The following is a 20194-nucleotide window of genomic DNA, read 5'->3' as shown; positions in this document are numbered from 1 at the left end:
GCATCAGATTTGGTTCAAAACACCATATTAATATTAATTTGCTTTTATCAAAATCAATTCAGGTAAAATAATCAGGGCTTCATTTTCCAAGCCTTCCTTTTTCCAGTAGACCAGGTGATTTACCTTTCCGGAATCCAGTAGGTAACCCATTTTGGCCAGGTTTTCCAATTGGGCAACAAACAATTTGGAAAAGGTCAATACGGGTTTCCCTGCCGAATTCAAACATTGATTCCCATTTACCCGGAGCGGGTCACCACTCTGCAGCTTTACCAGCAAATTTTGTCGCTTTAGGTAATAATCCAGCCAAACATCTTTGAATGACAATTGCATGGACAATTTTTTTGGTGGGCCATAAATACTGGGATCATTGATTTTTTCCAATCTTTCTACATGAATGTCGTCCAGAAAGTCCGCGTTCAGGAGTACCCCAAGAAAATTTTTCGCACGGGTCATGGCCACATACAGCAGCCGCTTCATGGCGTCTGTCCGGGGATTGAAATTTGACAGCATCAAAAATACATGGTCAAACTCTTTTCCTTTCGCTTTGTGAATGGTGGAAACAAAAATTACATCCCCATACTCCTTGTAGAAATCCTCTAATCTGGATTCCCGGATGAAAACCAACAGATCGGATAAGTATTTTTTTACCGGATGGCTTCTTTCAAAATCATGGAACAGTTGCTTTATGATAGAAAACTTAGCACTTGAGCTGAATTTTTTATCCCAAGTCCTTTTGGCCTCGCCCCATGTCTGATCATCGATAAGAAAAGTGTCATCCCTTAAATCCAACAGGTCAAAGAAATGCCTGATTTCAAAAAGCTGGTATAAATCAAAGCCTTCATTGCTCTGAATAAGCCTGCATGGAATTCCGTTGTTGGTCAGTGAGCCCGCTATTTGAAGGGCTTCCTCATTGGTCCTTGTCAAGACGCAAGTGCTTCCAGACAATCCCATTTCCTGAAGGGCATTTGCCAAAGGAAGTACCAGTTGATCGCTTTGGTATTTAACCAGTTGAATTTTCCCGGGATCAGATTGCGTCGCTATAATTGGTGTCTGCTTCAACCGGACTTGTATTTTTTTGACGAATGCATTGGTGAATGCCACCAGATTGGGTTTGCTCCGGTAGTTTTCAATCAATTCATATTGAGCAGCCATTTTGGACTTGATAAAATTTTCAAGATATTTTCCGCTTGAGCCCCGGAATTCGTAGATGTTTTGGTCATCGTCTCCCACAGCGATCACCCTCATTTCTTCATTTTCTTCCATCAGGGCCTGAATCAAGGCAAATTCATCCTTATCCATGTCCTGAGCTTCATCAATCACCAAAACGGCTTTACTTATCCCACTGGGCTCCACCTCTCCTTTTTTAATTTTATTAACCGTCAATGGGAGGATCTGGTCGGATTTTTCCAGGTTTCCCACCTTTCCCAAAAGGTCAAAGCAAAAGGAATGGAAGGTTTTGATGGCGATATAATTGGCTGCATTTCCGAGCAGGTCAAAAAGTCTTTGCTTAAACTCTGTGGCTGCTGCTCTTGAAAAAGTCAACATCAACAGCTGATCGTACTTTATGTCTTCCATGAGTACCAGGGAGGCCAGTTTGTGCACCAATACCCTGGTTTTGCCGCTTCCGGGGCCTGCGGTTACCGCAATATATTGGTTTTTATTGTCATTTATGATGCTCAGTTGGGAAGGGGAAAGCTGTCCAAAAAGTTGCCGGAATTTGGCTGGAGTGATGTTTTTTTTGATCTCCTTCTGCCTGCTTCCCTTGAAATACTTCTGCAAAAAGATGGGGTAATTCAGTTGAAAATAATCTTCAACAAACTGCAGTGCATCTTTGTAATCCACTATCATTTTTTTGGCATACTCGCCTACAATGTGGATTTGCTCTATTTTGCTTTGGTAAAAATTTTGCAGTTTTTGATAATCTTCGATTTTGTAACGTCTTTTATTGTCCTGCTCCAGTCGTTCGATATTCAGCCGGTTGTAAATCACCAAAAAGCCCCCCTCAATTTTTATGGCCTCAATTCTGGAAAGATAAAACAGGGCATCTTCCACCTCTAAACTGGAAACCTCTTTATGAAAAAGACTCGGGGCAGTTTCAAATTGCCTTTTCAATTCCTGTACAGAAAACTCCACCAATGTCTCCTGCCCTTCTTTTGGGCCTTTTTCCACAGCCAGATTGCTTTTGTCAAACAGGTAATCAATAATGAACCTGCTGAGCTCATGCCGCTGCTTCAATTTATCTTTTAGAACTTCTACCGACTGTATGCAAATGAGGGCAAGGTGATTTTTGGAAGTATAGTGTTGCTTCTTTTTTATCCAGTGCTTGATCACCCAGAAATTCAGAATTGTTTTTATTTTCTGAAGAGAAACATCTTTGATTTCCGCTGCTTCAGCACCTTCATTCAATGCCTTCAGGTGAAAGGTTTTTTCGGTTTCCTCCAATTCATCCAACAAGAAATTCTCCAGCTTTCCGAAAGATTCCAAAATGTCCAGAGAACGGTTTTTATTCTCCCCTTTTTTGATGAAAGCCTGAAGATCCTTAGCATCGGCCAGAATGTTTTCTTCCCGAAGCAGGTTGATGATATTGATTACTTCCTCCTTTACAATGCCCAAATGTTCGGAAATATAATCAACTCTCGATTCACCTACTTCGTCCTGGCTTTCTTTTCTGCTTTTACTGGAAAACAACTTTTTGATGATGCGTATCCCTCCCTCCTTTTCCTTTTCCCGGAATCTGTCTGAAGCATTGATCTTTTCAATGGCCTCGTTGGCATTTTTGGAAAGGATGCTATTGGCAAATATCCGGGGCATATTTTGGCCCCTTTTGAGATAGCCGGCATCTTCCAGGGCTGCTATGGCAGTGGTAACCCTGGTTTCCAATTCGCGAATGTTATCATCCCAGCCAGCCTTCCTGGCAATTTCCAGTGCAGATTGGGAGGCAACGGAACGGAACCGGGTGATGTCCTTGATGGCTTTCCATATTTGCTGTATTTCCTTCAGGCTAAGTTTTGTTTGATTGAGCAGAATGAAATGTTTGCTCAAATCATCCTCATCAAATAAAACATAACAATCAGCTGTTATTTGCTCATCTCTCCCCGCCCGACCGGCTTCTTGCACATAATTTTCCAGGGAATCAGAAATGTCGTAATGAATCACCATGCCCACATCCTTTTTATCTACTCCCATCCCGAAGGCAGAGGTTGCCACCATTGTGGGAATCTCTCCCCTGATGAACGCATCCTGATTGGCCGATTTCTCTGTTTTTTCCATTCTCCCATGGTAGGGACGGGCAGAAAAGCCATCCTCGCTAAGCCTTTGCGCCAATAAATAAGCCCTTCGGGTACGGGCAACGTAGACAATGGTCGGACAATTTTTCTCTTCAATTAGATCCCTGAGCGTTTGGTATTTTTCTTCTTCACTTTGCCTGGGATATACCTTGTAGTGAAGATTGGTCCGCGAAGCATGGGATTGAAACAAAACGAGGTCCAGAGACAGTTTTTCCCGGAAATAATCACGAATATCCTGAATGACCTGCCGTTTTGCCGTAGCCGTAAAACAGGAAACGGGTATACCATCCTCCAGGTATTTTTTGTCCTGGAGGTTTTTGATAAAATCACCGATATACAAATAGTCTACCCGAAAGTCCTGGCCCCAGGAAGAAAAGCAGTGGGCTTCATCTATGACAAAGCGCACCACGTTCCTTCCCAGGAGTAGCCGTTCGATCGTTTTGGAGCGAAGGGATTCCGGAGAAATGTACAGAAGTGAGGCAGAACCATCCTCCACACGCTCAAAGGAATTGGCCCTTTCGATAGGATCCAATAGACCATTGATGGTCACTGCTTCGGTTATGCCGGATTTATCCAAATTATCCACCTGATCTTTCATCAGGGATTGCAGGGGTGATATGACCACCGTCAAGCCCTTGGTGCTTTCTCCTGACATCAATGCAGGAACCTGAAAAGTAATGGATTTTCCCCCACCGGTAGGAAACACAGCGAGGATGGACTTATTGTCAATTGCTGCTTGAACTGCCCTTTCCTGCAAGGGCTCTCCCCCGAACTTTCGGTAGCTATCATATCCAAAATACCTCTTTAGGCCCCGATGGATATCCAAAGATTGGTCGCAGTAGGCACAACCCCTCAGACATGGTTTACTTCTGAGTAAGAACATGATTCGATGTACCTCCGGATAATTTTTAAGTACCCATGGGGGCGTGATCGAAAATCTGTTTTTTGCCTGTATCAGTGCCAGACAATAAGCCAATTCGATGGGGTACTCCGAAATTAACTTTATAAGGCTGCTATTTTCACAAATTTTTGAATAGCAAACCTGCCGGATTATTTTTTCAACATCATTATCTTGCTTGCTGAAGGAAACGAAGTGAAAGAACGCTGCAAAATATTTTTGATCCTTTAACAACAAGAAATACAGTTCCTGAATTAAGGGGTCCAGTTTTTGGAAAGCAGTAACTTCGTAATAAAAAAGGTCCTTTGCTTTCAGGGCATCACTTAAGGGGTTGTTCAGCTCGTCTGTCTGCAGCTTATCATCTTTGAGCAAAGCATGATAGGGCCTGGATGGAAATAATAAAGGTGAAAAGTAAAGGGTATCGATTACCCGATCTTCTTTCAGCCAGGAAAGGTAGCCTGCTTTTTTGAAGTAGGCAATGTCGTGTTTGAAGATATTATGGCCACAGATGAATCTGGAATTTTGAATAAATGAAATAAAGGCATTAATGGAAGGATCATGAAATAAGGCACCTTTTTCATCAACTGCCCCCAAATCAAATATTTTATGGGTTACAGGATCAATTTCAGCATCTATAAAAGTGATCGGTTCCATTCATTACAAGGGAAAAGTGTTTATTGGACTGGCCTACGTTTCATGCCCTCCGGATAATTAGAATGATTTTCCAAGTATAAAAAAAAGTGGAATAAAATTAGGTGTTTTAAAGTAATTTTCGTTGAAGGTACAGGGAAAATGACGAAAAACCCCTGTTTGGTATTTGTATTTTTATCATTGTTTAATTTCTGCCTCAGCTTTAAATTCCTAAGATTTTCCTCATCAAGTTATCGGTACAACGGTCGCAAAAAAGTACCGGTCTAACCCTACTTTTTTTAAATTGCATTTCCTACTGACGCCCTTTGTTCCGGTAATAGTCCTGCATCACCTTTAATTTTGCAGGATTTTCCAAGAGCGACTGTTCGGAAAACATCATGATACCGGAGGCAGGTGCCCGGGATCCTTCTCGCAGGGCCTTTTCAAATTCCTTGGGAGTTACGACACCGGGTTTGTTGTGCGCCTGGACTATGGGCCAGACCAGTGGCCTTGGCGAATCCATGATCTTGTCCAGCCATTCCAGGTAATCTCCCGCCCAGGATACCGGCCGGCCATACATCCGGTGAAAAAGCATGGGAGCCAATACATCCACCCGTTTGGCCAAAGAAGTCACATCAATGCCCAGGGTGTTGAACAAAGCCGCTCCATGGTCTTCCGGAAACCAGGCACAATAAAAGGCTCCTAAAAGTGCTTCGGGTTGGTTTTCCTTCAGGATTTTACCCATATCGGTCACCCACCCATTCAAAATACCATTTCGCCAGTCCCTCCAGGCGGATTCCTGATTGGCCAGAATCCATTGGGCCCTGTTTGCTATTTCTTCTGCTGGAATATGAATGCCACTGGCCTTTTCAAATAATCGGGTACATCGGTCACAAAAACAGGTTTCTGGCAGCAGGGGCTCCTCCGTTTCGAATTGGGCATGCCAATGCAGGTAATCTAGAAAAACACCATCTACCATATAGTTACCGAGGGTTTCCCTGAGCTGTTGGGCCCTGTAGGTCTGGAAACCGGGGTCGGTCGGACAAACCCCCATAAACCAATCGGCTGGAGCGGCCTGCTCACCCTTTTCATTGATGGGCCAGGCTTCAGGATGGCCTTCGATGTAGCCCTTGCCATTAAGTGTAGGGAATTCCACGAATACCTTACATCCTTGGGCTTTGGCTTGTTGATAAAATTCCTGATTTAATGAGGACCTTCTGACAAAAACGGCATTCACCCCCAATTCGTCAAACGCGTAGCCTGCCTCAAGGATCCTTTCCGGATTGCCATAGATCCCTTTGACAAAGCTGCCTTTATGGATTCCTTGCGAATAGGCAGTACAATGGATCATCAACTGAAGCAACCAAAATAACTTGTTCATAGTCAAAAGGTATCACAAATAATCGATATCATAAGGTGGATAGAATATCTTTATAGGGAAGGGGATGACCATTTCCTTTACTACTATTATGGCAAAATTATCCTCATTGCTTCACCCGTATACTCAGGTTAAAATCAAACTCACGGGGATAATAACATTTGGAAGCATCACAAGGCTGGTAATAAAATTGCCCCTTGATAAGGAACCGCTGCTTCCCCATCGTATTTATTAATTTGACCGGAAGCTGGATTTTCAAGGTGTCTCCAAATACAGCCAGAGGTTCTTTGACACCTTCCATCCTGAATTCATCAGCTTGAGGATAAACTGGATCCCCAATACGTAAACCTTCAGCCGATTCAAAGGATAATTTAGTAGGAATAAGGTTTTCATCTTTAACCCGGTTTGCCTGAATATGGTAACCCTCTTTGATAAGAAAGGAAACTATCAATTGGTTTTGCTCACCCGGTGCCAACCTTAGTTCCGGCTCGGATTTTAATTCCACAAACCTGCGTTCCTCAACTTGTGCAAAAGCAGTAAAAGGTAAAATCAAAAAATAAAATATAAGGATGTTATTCCGAGGCAAGTAATTCATCGAGTTTGGCCTTTAAATCCACCAATTTCGCATCAAAGTTTTGGGAGTCCAAGAGGGAAAAGAATTGAATTTTTCCATCGGGATCGATCAAAATATTGGATGCCAGCATGACCTCATCACGGGCCAAATCGGGAAGCACACCTTCAGGAGCAAAACTTGCCGCCACAGACCCGTCAGAATCCAATAGCACCGGAAAAGAGAGGTTAAAACGATCTTTCAACTTGGTTTTCACTAAATCTTTGGGTTCTTTGACGTCAATGATCAGTACTTTGACGTTCTTATCCTCGTAATCCTGATTGAGTTGTTCCAAATGGGGGGCTTCCGCATTACAAAAAGGGCACCAGGTCGTGGCGATATGGATCACCACGTATTTCCCCTTGTAATCATCTGAGCTTACTTGCTCCCCTTTCAGGTCTGGGAGGCTGAATTCAGGGGCACTGCTTCCATCCACCGATACCTCTTCTTTGCCTTGTGCTATTGCGCCATTATCTACCAAACCGGCTGAGGCGAATAACAAGACAACCAACGAAATGGAAATTATTCTTAAAGTCATAATTATATGTCTTTATGGAATTGAAAGCTATAATAAATGTACACAATAAATTTATAAAGTTCCAGTTATCAACCCTTTATGGAATATTGAATTGCCTTGGTATTATTAGGATTTCTTACTTTTTTCTGAAAATAATTTGCCAGCCTGTCCGATCTAAATTTTGCCAATCAAAATGATAATATCTGCGGACCATTCCTGCAAATTGTTGATCGGACAGCACCTCTATTTCCTTTTCTCCATCCAATCCGTTTCTTCCTCTTTTGCCATTTTGCCCATCCTTTTCCTTCGTGCCTTTAATGGCTGACCGGTTATTTTGGCTTTGAATCTGAACACCCCCTCCGGGGTCAGGCCGTCCGGGATCTGGATTTTTGGATTTCTTTGGTGGTTTTGTAAACGCCCAAATGAAGGTGGTCCCCCCTGTACCTCCTCTACCTCCTGCCCCAGCACTCCCCCCTGGTGCGGTCAAACGTACCGTATAATCCTCATTCCCGGCATGCAGGATCAATTGGCCACCTTTCCCACCATTTCCTCCGTCCTGCCCGTCTTTACCTGCAGTGCCTTTACTTACATCTCCATGTTTCTTCACTTCACTTTTCTTTCCGCTTTTTCCATTGCTGCCATCCCTACCATCTGTTCCGTCCATGCCGGGCAGGTGAAATTCGGCCTCCCCGATATGTTTGGCTATAATTTGAACCTCCTTGCCATTTTTACCTGAAATTCCACTTCGTTCTGTATTTGTTGGGGCGGGAAGGATTTCTACCTGGTTTCCATCGGTACTGAAATAATTGGAAACCATGATTAAATCTACTTCCCTAATAGTTACTTTCTGGGTAGCTAAGATAGAATCTGCAATGAGGATTACCTGATCGGCATTATCCAACTTTGCCTGGGTATTAATGTAATCTGCCATGTCCTGATCCAGGGTCAGTTTGGTTTCTTTGGACGAAATTTCCTGGGGAACCTTCTCTGGAAAAAGCTTAATGCCGTCCTCAAAGAAGGAGGCTGAATTCCAGGGTATGGACAATCCAAATACCAATAGGCATAGATAAAAGAAATTTATCGGCATCAACATCATTTTCGTCATTATTTTAGGTATTGAAGGCTTATTTCATTGCCTGAATAATACAATCAAATCAGCTAATTCTGCTCGGGAAAGTTCAATGTTTTCCTGATCAAGGTCTGACGAGGTAACCATCCGCATTTCTCCCAACCTATCGATTACCAGGTTTTTCATTTCGGATAGTTCGGTGATGGAAGAGGGGTAAGCAAATTCCAGATTTCTTTGATAGGTCTCCTCATCGATCTTGCCGTCAGCTACAGGAAGGTAGCCGTCGAATAACGTGATATGTTGTTCCGGTTCCTCGTAATTGGTGAGACTGACGGTAAACAACAAATCATTGTCCTCTTCAAAGATCCGGATATTGTATCCGTTCATGACTAGTCTCTGGCCTGATTTTTTTATCCGGTTATGATCAAGCATATCCTTTATTGTCTCCAGACCTACTACCTGGTCAAGCAGATGAGCGGCATAATTTTTTCTAAAATAGGGATTATAGGAAAATAGATCCTGAAGGGTGTAAACGCCACTTTCATCAAAACTGGAAGAACCCTCCTCCAACATGCGATCAACGGTAGTCAATACCCCGTTGCCTGCCATCAGCGATTGCTGGAAAATGGTATGATTAATAAGATCCAATGTTCCTTCCAGCTTGCTGATCAAAAACCGGCTACGTTCTTTAGAAAATCCGGGATTTTCACGGATCTGCTCCGGGCGCAACAAATTCCCACCGTCATAAAGCTCTAAAAAGGGAAATAGAGTAAGTACATATTGGGCATAATCCAAAACAGCGCCATAATTGCGATAATGGCTGTCTTCTTTCTTTAGATCAAATGTAATGCTGTCTTCAAGAGGTTTTAACGCATTTTTCAATGAATCCAGTAACCTTAAATTTTTCGGAACAAATAGAAGTGAATGGACCGTATTTTTATTCGTCCCTGTTCCGTCCAGGAGTTTGTTAAAGGCATAATCATATATCCGGTTGGGGGCTGCTTTGTTATTTTCTCCTTCCGGATTACACCCAACATATCGGAAAAAAGGAGAAAGAGGCTGTTCCTTTACCTTTAACAGCGCTGCAATACAACTTCCACAGGATCCACCCCGAAAGAAATTTTCCAGATCCTGATAATCCGAGATTTCTTCGTTTGCGATCCTTTTGGTAAAAGTCTCTGCCGGGGACCTGCAGAGGTCTTGATTTTGCTCCAGGGTTACCTCCAGAATAAGGTCCTTGATGCATTCATTTTGGTTGACAATATAGTTTAATTTTGTATCCACACGGCCCAGGCTTTGTAAGATATCCTGGCGGGTTTGGATCAATTCCCTGGAAAGCTGATCTAATTTTATATCAATGATATCAAGACGTTGTCCCAGATTATCCTCAAGGGCAAACAGGTGTTCATGCACATTCTTAAAACCCTGGTTCATATTGGCCTCTAAACCTTCCAATTGCTTACTAATTTGGTTGAGCATTTTTAATTCGGGACCTGGTTGCGGTTCTTTAAATATGCCCAGGGCCGTTAAGCTGGCCTTGGCCCAGTTTCCAGCAGTGAAATTGCCTACGATATCGGTAAGTGCCAAACCCAGGTCGATGCTCTTTTCAATTTCAGGGTGGCAGTCCCGGCTCTGGCAAAAAACACTGAGTGCCTCCCGGCCCACTGTTCCAGCCTTACCGATAATCTCGGTAGCTTTAATTATATCTTGCTCCTTTTTGACTTTCCTTAAATTCTCTAGAACGGTTTGTCTTTTCTCCTCTCCCAGAAGCATACTGATGGCACTGTTTTCATTGTCCAATGCCTCAATCTTTTTGTTGATCGGTGAATTCTCGAAAATTTGATGGATTTCTTCAATCTTTTCTTCCTTCCGCATAGCTTCAAAAGATTCGGAAAGGGCAATGACTCTGCTATCGATTTCTACTATTCCATCCTGAATCGCTTCGGAGATAAATAAGATTTCCTGCTGTGTTACGGTGATATTATCCACTTTGGTATCGATATTTTCCAGGTTGTTGGTTACAATCTCCTGAAGATTTGCCAGGGCAATGGTATTTTCCTGTTGGGAATGCATGATTTCGGCCGCGGTATGGATAAAATGTTCCTGGTTTTGGATCAACTCCTGAAAATTAGTGACCACGGTTGCCTTTACATCAGACACCGCAGCATTGACCGTTGACGACAGGTTGTCAATTTCCATGATAGCCCCATCATAATTATTTAACGAATTTTCCTGAGCATTTTTCACGTATGCCCTTGTTTGGGCCTCATCAAAGGCTCCCAACGCGTCCGCTTCAAGAATTTGCTCCTGCACATCGGGATCATCTAAAACCTGCCTAAAAACCGCATCCATACAATCTACGTCCCCCGAACAATGGTCTTTCACAATGGCATTGGCCGTAAGTTCAAAGGTTTGCCGAACTTTAAAATCCCTTTGTCGGACATATTCCTGAGCATCCTTTTCAAAAAGATGGGTTGTTACTTTGTCACTAAGCCAGCCTCCTGCTCTCTCTACAGGTTCTCTTAAACGTGAGTACCTTCCCAGCATTGATGATCCGGCCGCAAAGCCTGCCACTTCCTCCACCCCAAAACTAACCAAGTGTTTCAGCGCCTCCTTTTTCCATCCAGAATCGTTTTCTCTGGAAAGATCATTCCAGTATTCCATCCTATCCACTAACTGTTCGATAAGTAACTTCTCTTCCTCCTGGGTAAGTCGGTTTTCCTGCTCAGGAAGTAGAAGTTGGAGGGTTTGAAAGGAATGCTGTACCGGCATCCGTTCCTGCGCATTTAAAGATTGGAGCATACAGCCTATCAAAACGAACAATATTGAACAACTGGGAAAATAAAATTTTGTCTTCATCTCGCTCAATCATTATAGTGAATCTATTTATTCATGTCCGTTTCAGGGACTCCGGAAAAGAAAACCGGGAATTCAAAAAATTCGAAAACCTTTAGCGGTCTAACTCCACTGGTTTTGGTTGAATGTTTTGGTTTACCCTAAAGAAATTCCCGGGATCGTATTTGTTTTTTATCTCCACCAGTCGGTTATAATTATCACCATAGGTGCCACGAATCCGTTCTTCTCCTTCTTCCATCAGGAAGTTGATGTAGGAACCTCCGGCCGAATGCGGATGCAGGGCTTCCCAATAATCCCGGGCCCAATTGGCTATTCTTTTTTTGTTTTTAGGGTCAGCATCCACCCCAACAATCACCATCGACCAATTGGCATCCCGCTTACTCCAAGCTGTTTCATGCTTATCCATCCGGTGTACAGCTCCATTAATGGGATAGAGGTGCATGCAGGATTGCGGAGTCGGTACTTCTGCAAAACGCAGGTGTTCGGCAATGGCTTCATCGCTTATTTCGTTGACATAATCGCCTTTCCAGTACCATTGGTCACCCTTAGGATAGAATACATCGAACAAGCTTTGTAAGGCGGGATAAGGCATGGGACCCGTGTGCTCGAATAGAGGCTCGGCCACCTCCCGGGCTTCCTGAATCGCCCGTTCGCTTTCTTCCAATGAGCCCGTATGGCACCACATCAGCCCACATACTTTCTTGCCCTGTACCGATTCAGGGAAAGGAGGTGCCGAAGGAATTTCAGCCACCAAAAAGAATGAGCCGATAGCTTCCGGCGCCTTGGGCAGCCAATCCCTGTACCATTTTAGGGTGGTTTCCAGTTGGTCTAGCGGCCAGAATAAAGGCCCTGCAATGACCGTATCTACCGGATGTAATTTGAATTTAAAGGAGGTTACAATCCCAAAATTACCCCCTCCACCACGAAGGGCCCAAAACAAGTCTTCGTTTCTATCTTCGCTAGCTTTCACAAAACGCCCATCAGCGAGGACCACATCCGCTTCCAACAAGTTGTCAATGGTCAGCCCATATTGCCGGGTCAAATAACCGTGCCCTCCCCCAAGGGTAAGCCCGCCTACGCCCGTGGTGGAGATTACCCCGCTGACCGTGGCCAATCCAAAAGCATGAGTCGCATGGTCCACATCCCCCCAGGTACACCCGGCTTCTACGGTGGCAGTACGATCTTCAGGGTCAACCTGAATCCCTGTCATCAAGGAAAGGTCAATCATCATTCCGCCATCACAGGTACCAAGACCGGGACCGTTGTGCCCTCCACTACGGATGGCCAACAATAATTCATGTTCTCGGGCGAAATTCACTGAATAGATGACATCTCCGGAATTTTTGCACCGCACAATCATCGCAGGGCATTTATCGATCATCCCATTGTATAGGGCACGCACTTCGTCATATTGGGCATCCTCCGGCAAAATTACTTCGCCCCTAGTTTGAGATTTTAGTTCGATAACTTGTTCTTCATTGATTTTCTGAGTATTCATGGTTGGTTTTTTCACTGATCCTAAAATTCCTTTCCGTAATTAAAGCCTGACAATTTCCTCCTTAAGGGAATAAACTACTGCAAGCACCTCCTTTTGGGATTCCTCATATATCCCATGTTGTTTTAATACCATCATAATATCATCCGTTGCAGCTAAATATTCAGCTTCGCTGATGTTCATTCCCTTATGGGCAGCAGGCATGTCCCTGCCCGTGTATTGTTCCGGGCCACCACTTCCGGCACAAAGAAAATTTGCCAGGTGGCTTTTGATTTCTTCCAAATTATCAGGGTCTTCCTTGTAGGGTAAAAAGCGAGCTTTTATTTCAGCGTTAGCCATATGTGCCTTTATAATATCATCAACCAATGCTGAAATGCCCTGGGCTTTTCCCAATCTCTCGTATAGAGATTGGTTCTTTGTGTTCGGTTCCATAATTATCTAATTTTAATTTTAAAATAATAGGTTTTTTCGGTCTGAATGGGGCACCCAATCGTTCTGTCTGATAGATACTGTCAAGATTTAATTTTTTTCTCCGGTCAGTACGATAGTATGTGCTCCAAGTCCTTTTGCGGCTTTTTTTGTTCCTTCGTTGGAACTGCGGTCGAAATAGTCTAAACGGTCGATTACGGTTACATTCCCGAACCCTGCCGACCGGATAATTTCCAAATAGCGATCTACCGGTTCAGCGCCGACAATACACTCTGCCCAGAGCTGGGGATTGGATTTCGACGTCTCGGAAACCGGTTTAGAAAGGACGATGTCTGCAATTTGAAGCTGGCCTCCCGGCTTCAGGATTCGAAAGGCTTCGCGGAAGGCCTTTTCTTTATCAGGTACCAAATTGAACACACCGTTACTGATTACCACATCTACAGATGCCTCCTCCAAAGGCACCTTGTCGGCCCGGCCTTTGATAATTTTGGCCTGGCGGATACCGGCATTTTTGATGTTTTTCTGTGCCTTGGCAATCATTTCATCAGTCATATCTAAGCCGAAAACCTGACCATCCGGTCCCGTTTTGAGGGCTGCAATCAGCACATCGGTACCAGAACCGGAACCAATATCGGCTACAGTTTGTCCCTGTCGGATTACATCGGCCATAAATGGATAGCCAACACCCGCAAAAGATTCTATGGCAGTGTCTGGAATGGCGTTCAGCACCTCCTCCGGATAGCCCAGGAAAAGGCAGGAGTTTCTTCCCGTTGGGAAATGAAAGCCCTTTTCAGGTTTTACGGCTACTTCCTCATACATTTCTTTTACGGCATGAAACACCGATGCTTCATCTAATTTTGTATTTGAAATAGGCATAACTAGTAGTTTTATGGATTTTTGATTTTCCCCAAAACTACCAATCAAATCTTCCGGTTTTCTTCCGGTTTGAATGATGAAAAATGTAGCAACCCGGATTTCTGAAAAATTCCTAAATCGGTTGAAGGGTTCGCTGTTGTTCAGCCATTAGTTTAAGGTAGTCTGCGATCGCAGGTTTAACGGCTTCCGGAACTTCATTTTCCAAAATCCTTCGGGATTTTTTCTTGAATTCCCCTGCTTGCTCCCAATTCATTTGGGCTGCACAAAAGCTGGATTTGATCATCGCTGTCATCGCTCTGCCAGTGGGATTACTTGTCTTTTTTGAGTGTTCAGCGATGGCTTTACAACATTCCTGGGCCTTCCCCAACTCCCTTATTTGTAAAAAATAATAGGAAAACCAGGGATAGAGTTCCAAAATACAGGCTGGGCAGGGTGCTGATTGGGCCAGCAGTTTTTCCGTGTTTTCAATCAATACCCCCACCTGTTCAAGGTCATGGGCTTCCACTCTGTTCCAGATTCCAATGGCATAAAGCCTTCGCAGGCAATGATCTCCCACCCCGGCCTGCATGGCATAAACAAAGCCGTCCTGTACGGTTTGCCAACCCAATGCTTTGTTTCCTGTCAAGGTAAGAAGTACACCTTTCCGGGCATGTGAATAGGCCATCCTTGCTGGAGAACCTTCCTGCGCAGTCATTTTTTTAAAAGAAACGGACCGTAAACCGTCCACCTGAAAAGAAACCCGCTCAGATAATGATTGTGGTTTCTGTAAAGGTTGATTTGTGTCAATATGAAACTCCCCCAAGCACCGGTGCAAATCGTTTGCCAGAAGAATTTCCGGGGACCAGCCAAGGATTTCAAGTTCCTCTTCATATTTTAAGCCTTCCTTAAAACGGCGAAGCGGAAGACATGTCATCGCCAGGATCTCGCAGGCTTGCGAGGCTTCTGCCTCCATACCCGCTTCTTTAGCCCCCCAAAATGCTTTTTGGGCCATACCATAAGCTTCATCCAATCGGTTGACGTTCCATAGATAAAGCGCTTTGGTAATCAACAGGCGTTCCTGAGTGCCGGGCTCATTTGTCTGAAGTGCGCATGCTTTGTCCAAATGCTTTTTTGAGGTTTTACTATCCTTCCGAAAAATCGCAGCGACGGCCATTTTCCGATGAAGTTCCTGTAATTCCTGGTCTTGTATGGGTACGCATTCGTCAAGGGAAAGGGCTTCTTCATAAGCTTCGTAACTCTTCCCAAGCTGGCCCGAGGCACGGTAAACATCACCGGTACGCTCCATTATTTCAGCCTTCAATGCTTTGGCATCCCCGACCTTGTTCCCGCAGGCCTGAATTTCTTTATTGATTACATCGTAGGCTTCCCTGTAACGCTGAAGTGCATTTTCATGGGCATAAACATTATCGGCACGTCTTCCGGCAGCTAATAGATAGTGGGCGGCCTCCATCCAATCTTTGGCCCCCAGATAATGCCAGGCAATTAATTCAGCAGGTGATTCAGTGGTATCAGATGACATTTCAACAATCATTTCCGCTACTCTTTGATGTAACATTTGCCGATGGGCCTCACCAATGGATGCATAGATGGTTTCCTGATCCAGAGCATGCCTAAAAGTATAATCAAGACCGTTCTCTTCCAATATCCTGGACCGGAGGACCTCCTCAAGCGCATTAAATAGGCCATCGTTATTTTCGACCTTCCACATCGATGACAGCATTTTGTAAGGTACCTGTCGCCCTAATACTGCCGCAATAAACAGCAATTGCCGGGCGGCAGGCGAGTGACTCTCCAGCTTCTGCTTAAGAATTTTGGAAATGGAGGGTGGAATTTTTTGGGTACCTGCTGCAGCGGATGGTAATTCATGGCCTTCCAACTTTTCGGAAAGGAACCTATTGCCATTTCCCCTGTAATGAAAAAAAAGCTCCAGGGCATAAAAAGGATTTCCTTCGGCAAGTTGATAAATAATATCGGCCAATTCCTTAGGTAAAGTTCCATTTTCATCCTGGGATTGGAGCAATTGGATGTGTTCTTCATAGGTAAATGGACCAAGTTCGATTAACTCTCCTAAATGACCCTGCAAATCAGCTAACAGGCCGGATAAAGGCTGCCCTCTTTCATTTCGGAAAGTCAGGACATAAAGGAGGGGCATCCGACCCCGGTGCTCAATCAAATAAGCCAACAGATCATTGCTCGCACGGTCGGCAGCATGCAGGTCTTCCAAAATGATGATAACAGGACCTGCCAGCGAAAGTTGGCAAAAAAACCGGTGCACCTGGGCAAAGAGATATCCTTTAGTAGCCCGTTTGTCTCCTAGGGCTAAAGTTTGGGTCCTTCCGGCGAAACCTGGTATAAGGCGTCCCAATTCATTGGGGAGAATATTTTTCAATCCAGATTGATGGCTGATAATCTCTTCGAACAAATCAATGAAGGGTCCGTATAGCCTATTCCCCCGGTCAGAATGGGTACTTCCCATAAAGACATTTAATCTTTTTTCCCGGGCTTGCAGGAGGAATTCCTCGACCAAACGGGTTTTACCCAGACCTGCTCCTCCGCATATGGCCATGCATCCGCCCACTCCTTTGCTTAAGTCTTCAAGACTTTGATCTAAGGCGGCACAGGCTTCAGCCCGTCCGATAAGGGGTGAGGAGGAACTAGAACCGGAAGTTCCATTTGAACTTGCTTCCTTCTTTTCCCGGAGTTTTACTTCGGCCACATCATCCAGGATTTTCCTGGTATTTGGTGAAGGGCTAATGCCCAGTTCATCCCGAAGGGTCTGCCGGCAAACTTCATATTGACGAAAAGCTCGGGTCGGCTGCTCCATCTTAACAAAAATTCGCATCAACTGACCATGGGCGGTTTCCAATGTCGGCTCTTTATCCAAGGCAAGACGCATCAATTCAGCAGCTTCAGAAAGGTCGCCTTGATTTTCATAGGCTTCTGCCAAGGAGGTAAGCACATCCAGGTAAAGTTGACGATAATGCTCCCGAGGAAAGGAAGCCCAATCCGAATAGCGGTCCATGGGAAGAAAGTCACCGGAATAATATGACAAAGCATTTTCCAGTTCAGCTGTATTTTTATCCCTTAGTCCTATTCGAGCTGATTGGGTGAAAAGTGCTGTATCAGTAACCAATCCCCCTGGAGGAGAGACCTTTATGAGTTCATCGGTAATCCCAATCCAATTTCCCGCATCTTTATGGTGTTTTGCAAAGGCTTTTCGAATATGGTAAAGGGCTTTATACAATTGTGCATTGGCTGCATCCGCTTCCAATTCAGGCCATAAAATATCTACGGCATGATCCCTTACCATCTGATATTGCCGTTGGTGTGCCAGCAGCTTAAGTAAGGACCTGGCTTTTCTGCCCTTGATGGCCGAACTGGAAAGCATTTGCCCCTCAATATGAACTGCAAACCCACCAAGGAGTTTTATTTTTAAGGTAGGAGATAAAAGTGCTGCTGGTGAAGTCATGACCCGATCTTTTTGCTGAATTCAACCTTAGGATGAAGACGATGATAATCAACCGATTAACCCAATGTAACAAAAAATAGGCTCATTGTCAATCCGGCGCAGTTTAGACATTTTAATGTAAAGTGAACCGATTTCGGGCACAGCTGGACCTGGAACCCGCCTAAAAGGTGAGGTCTGTATTTTCCACCGATTCCATCCCCAGCTCCATCAGTTCTTTTTTCATTTTGGAAAACTTCTCATTATCCAAAGCCCGGGTGGCATCAGCGATTAATTTAACCTGAAAGCCTGCTTTCAAAGCATCTTTTATGGTAAAATAAACACATACATCCGCCGCCAATCCACAACAATAAAGCACCGGACTGCCCTTTTCTTTCAAATATCCTGTAAGGCCCGTACTTTTTTTGTGGCCATTGTCGTAAAATCCGCTGTAGCTGTCAATATCCGGATCCATTCCTTTCCGGATGATGGCCTCAATGGGATTGACATTCAACTCTGGATGAAAGCCTGCTCCTGGTGTTCCCTGCACACAATGGTCCGGCCAGAGGATTTGATCCAGGCCCAGATGTACTATTTGTTCGAAGGGCTTTTTGCCTTGGTGGTTGGAAGCAAAACTTATGTGGTCCTTAGGGTGCCAGTCCTGGGTGGCCACCACCAGCTCAAACCTGTCCATCAGGCCATTAATCACCGGCACGATTTCATCTCCACCAGGCACAGCCAATGAACCACCCGGAATAAAGTCATTTTGAACATCAATAATCAGTAATGCATCCATTCTATTCATATCATTGTTTTTAAATCGTTTATTCAATTCATCTATGGGCTAGAAAATGCCATTTTAGCGACAACAGGCCAATGGTCAGCAATGAAAACACCCTTCTCGATGATTTTATCCACCTGGTAAATTCTGACTTTAAATTGGGGATTGACAAAAATATAATCCACAGCATCGGGGGGTCTTTCCTTCCAGTTTTCTTCAAATCCATTACCAGTAGCCCCTGCAGAAATCACATTTTCCGCTACAAATTCCACATTTTCCAACAGCTTAAACCGATCTTTACGGTAAAAAATGGGATTGTACTCACCTCCCATTAGCCCTTCCTTTCTGCCTCTACCCACCCATCCATAAGCTGGTAACATGGTTTCCAGGTTTTTTAGCTGCCGGTGGGTCACTTCCTGAAAACCGATAAGGTCAGGAGTAGATTGGTTAAAAAAGGAACGAACTATAGGTGTCCTGTTTTCCCATTTGTTTTTGCCATCTTCCGGATTGTCATAGCGGATGTTCAAATTAACGATGGTCAATTCATCTCTTGAAAGTGAATTAAAAGCAAATAAACCTGATAAGGTAATCAGGCCGGTCAGGAAGCAGCTGCCTAGGTAATTCATGAGGGACAAATTACAAAAATCCTCCTGAAATATTAAAAGAATTTCTTTTTGATCAAATCTTCGGCAGGGATTCAAGGAGCTAAAATAAACTCCATAAAAATGGATATGCCTATTCGTTCATTGGGATCTACTTTAAAGTACCACTCCGTTTTCAACCACATATTTTTGGGGAAATTTATCAGGATCTTCCTTGAGTTGCTCCCTCACGTTTGTCTCTATGGTGATGCCCAGGGAAGTCAGGGGGGTATCTTCCAGTCGGTTTTCAAAGGGATCTTCCGTACGATCTCCAATCAAGTCAAGGGCTAAAAATACAAATGAAACTGTCACGGCTATGGGGATGGTTTTCCAACCCAATTCGCTGATAAACACCATTGGTAATAAGGTACAATGTATCATCACAAAAACCCTGGAAAAAAATGAATATTGTCTGGGGAGAGGCGTATTTTTAATCCGCTCGCATTTTCCTTGTATGTCATTAAAATCCACCAATGTCTCCTCCATTTTTACAAAGCGGTAATCAGAAAGCCATCCTTTCTGGTACGCCGTCCGGAGGGCTTCACCTTGCTGATGGATCAAGAAATTGGGTGGATTATCTTTGCTGATAAATTCCTGGTATTCATTTCGCGACAAAAATGGTTTGACATCCAAAAAGGTGTTGTTGTCCTTGACCAGTTCCTTTTGACCGGTGTGGTTATAATCATGCTTTTGGCGCAGGAATACCCTCAGCGCTTTTACAAAAGCGATGTGCCGGTAAGCCATTTGTTGCTGAAAATCATTTACTTCCTTTAAATCATCCTGTGCCTTGGAAATGATGAAGGTTTTCACTTGCCTGGTCCATGCCCTGCTGTAATTGACCATCAGACCCCAGATTTTCCTGGCTTCCCACCAGCGATCATAAGCATTGTTGTTTTTGAAACCCAAAAAGATGGCCAGGGCAGTTCCCAGGGCTGTAATGGTGTATGAGGGAATATCAAAAAACAACACCTGGAATTTGTAATGCAAAATGTAAATGCTAGACGAAAGTAGCAGATAGTACAGTAATTGCCTCCAGGTATAAAAAAGAATGGAACTGAGTTTGAGGTTTCTTCTGACGATCATGAGGTTAGCACAAAGTGAGTTTTTAATGCCGAATCAATACCCAATAATCATACCCTTTAGAAAGTGGCGCTTAAAATTCTTTAAATATTTATTCTTATTCATCCCAGGAAAAGGCCCGAGGAGGGTTATGTTTGGATTTGCCTGGTATTTAATCCATTACCCTTCAACCTGGCAGCCTTTGGCTCAAAACCATTACCCC

Annotated in this window: 13 protein-coding genes; all 13 read right to left on the bottom strand. The window is 44.0% G+C overall.

Annotation, left to right across the window (positions count from 1 at the left end; translation table 11 throughout):
* Positions 1-33: 33 nt before the first annotated feature.
* The 13 genes from GL182_RS15960 to GL182_RS15900 all read right to left on the bottom strand — a co-directional run bounded on the left by GL182_RS15960 (position 34) and on the right by GL182_RS15900 (position 19995).
* A complete protein-coding gene (locus GL182_RS15960; protein ID WP_163380772.1) occupies positions 34-4839 on the bottom strand; it encodes a RecQ family ATP-dependent DNA helicase in 4806 nt (1601 codons plus the stop codon).
* Between the two features lie 289 nt (positions 4840-5128).
* Positions 5129-6196: a hypothetical protein gene (locus GL182_RS15955; protein WP_163380771.1), complete on the bottom strand. Its 1068-nt coding sequence runs from the start codon at positions 6194-6196 to the stop codon at positions 5129-5131.
* A gap of 103 nt (positions 6197-6299) precedes the next feature.
* Positions 6300-6746 carry a protein-disulfide reductase DsbD domain-containing protein gene (locus tag GL182_RS15950; RefSeq protein ID WP_163380770.1) on the bottom strand — a complete coding sequence of 149 codons (447 nt, stop codon included), beginning with the start codon at positions 6744-6746 and terminating at the stop codon, positions 6300-6302.
* Positions 6747-6765: 19 nt separating this feature from the next.
* Entirely contained in the window at positions 6766-7341 is a 576-nt protein-coding gene (locus GL182_RS15945) for a peroxiredoxin family protein (RefSeq protein WP_163380769.1), read from the bottom strand.
* 115 nt (positions 7342-7456) lie between these two features.
* Entirely contained in the window at positions 7457-8425 is a 969-nt protein-coding gene (locus GL182_RS15940) for a hypothetical protein (RefSeq protein ID WP_163380768.1), read from the bottom strand.
* Positions 8426-8449: 24 nt separating this feature from the next.
* Positions 8450-11191 carry a hypothetical protein gene (locus GL182_RS15935; protein WP_163380767.1) on the bottom strand — a complete coding sequence of 914 codons (2742 nt, stop codon included), beginning with the start codon at positions 11189-11191 and terminating at the stop codon, positions 8450-8452.
* A 148-nt stretch (positions 11192-11339) separates the two neighbouring features.
* A complete protein-coding gene (locus tag GL182_RS15930) occupies positions 11340-12743 on the bottom strand; it encodes an FAD-binding oxidoreductase (RefSeq protein WP_163380766.1) in 1404 nt (467 codons plus the stop codon).
* Between the two features lie 39 nt (positions 12744-12782).
* Entirely contained in the window at positions 12783-13172 is a 390-nt protein-coding gene (locus tag GL182_RS15925; RefSeq protein ID WP_163380765.1) for a group I truncated hemoglobin, read from the bottom strand.
* An 87-nt stretch (positions 13173-13259) separates the two neighbouring features.
* Positions 13260-14045 carry a methyltransferase domain-containing protein gene (locus GL182_RS15920; RefSeq protein WP_163380764.1) on the bottom strand — a complete coding sequence of 262 codons (786 nt, stop codon included), beginning with the start codon at positions 14043-14045 and terminating at the stop codon, positions 13260-13262.
* Between the two features lie 112 nt (positions 14046-14157).
* Positions 14158-17514 carry a BTAD domain-containing putative transcriptional regulator gene (locus GL182_RS15915; RefSeq protein WP_163380763.1) on the bottom strand — a complete coding sequence of 1119 codons (3357 nt, stop codon included), beginning with the start codon at positions 17512-17514 and terminating at the stop codon, positions 14158-14160.
* Positions 17515-17674: 160 nt separating this feature from the next.
* Complete coding sequence (gene pncA, locus GL182_RS15910; RefSeq protein WP_163380762.1) at positions 17675-18295, bottom strand: bifunctional nicotinamidase/pyrazinamidase; 621 nt, start codon at positions 18293-18295, stop codon at positions 17675-17677.
* A 32-nt stretch (positions 18296-18327) separates the two neighbouring features.
* Positions 18328-18897: a hypothetical protein gene (locus GL182_RS15905; RefSeq protein ID WP_163380761.1), complete on the bottom strand. Its 570-nt coding sequence runs from the start codon at positions 18895-18897 to the stop codon at positions 18328-18330.
* A 132-nt stretch (positions 18898-19029) separates the two neighbouring features.
* A complete protein-coding gene (locus GL182_RS15900) occupies positions 19030-19995 on the bottom strand; it encodes a bestrophin family protein (protein WP_163380760.1) in 966 nt (321 codons plus the stop codon).
* Positions 19996-20194: the final 199 nt, after the last annotated feature.

It is taken from the genome of Cyclobacterium sp. SYSU L10401, assembly GCF_010993705.1.
Taxonomy (GTDB): domain Bacteria; phylum Bacteroidota; class Bacteroidia; order Cytophagales; family Cyclobacteriaceae; genus Cyclobacterium.
This window is presented reverse-complemented; position numbering and strand designations above follow the sequence as displayed.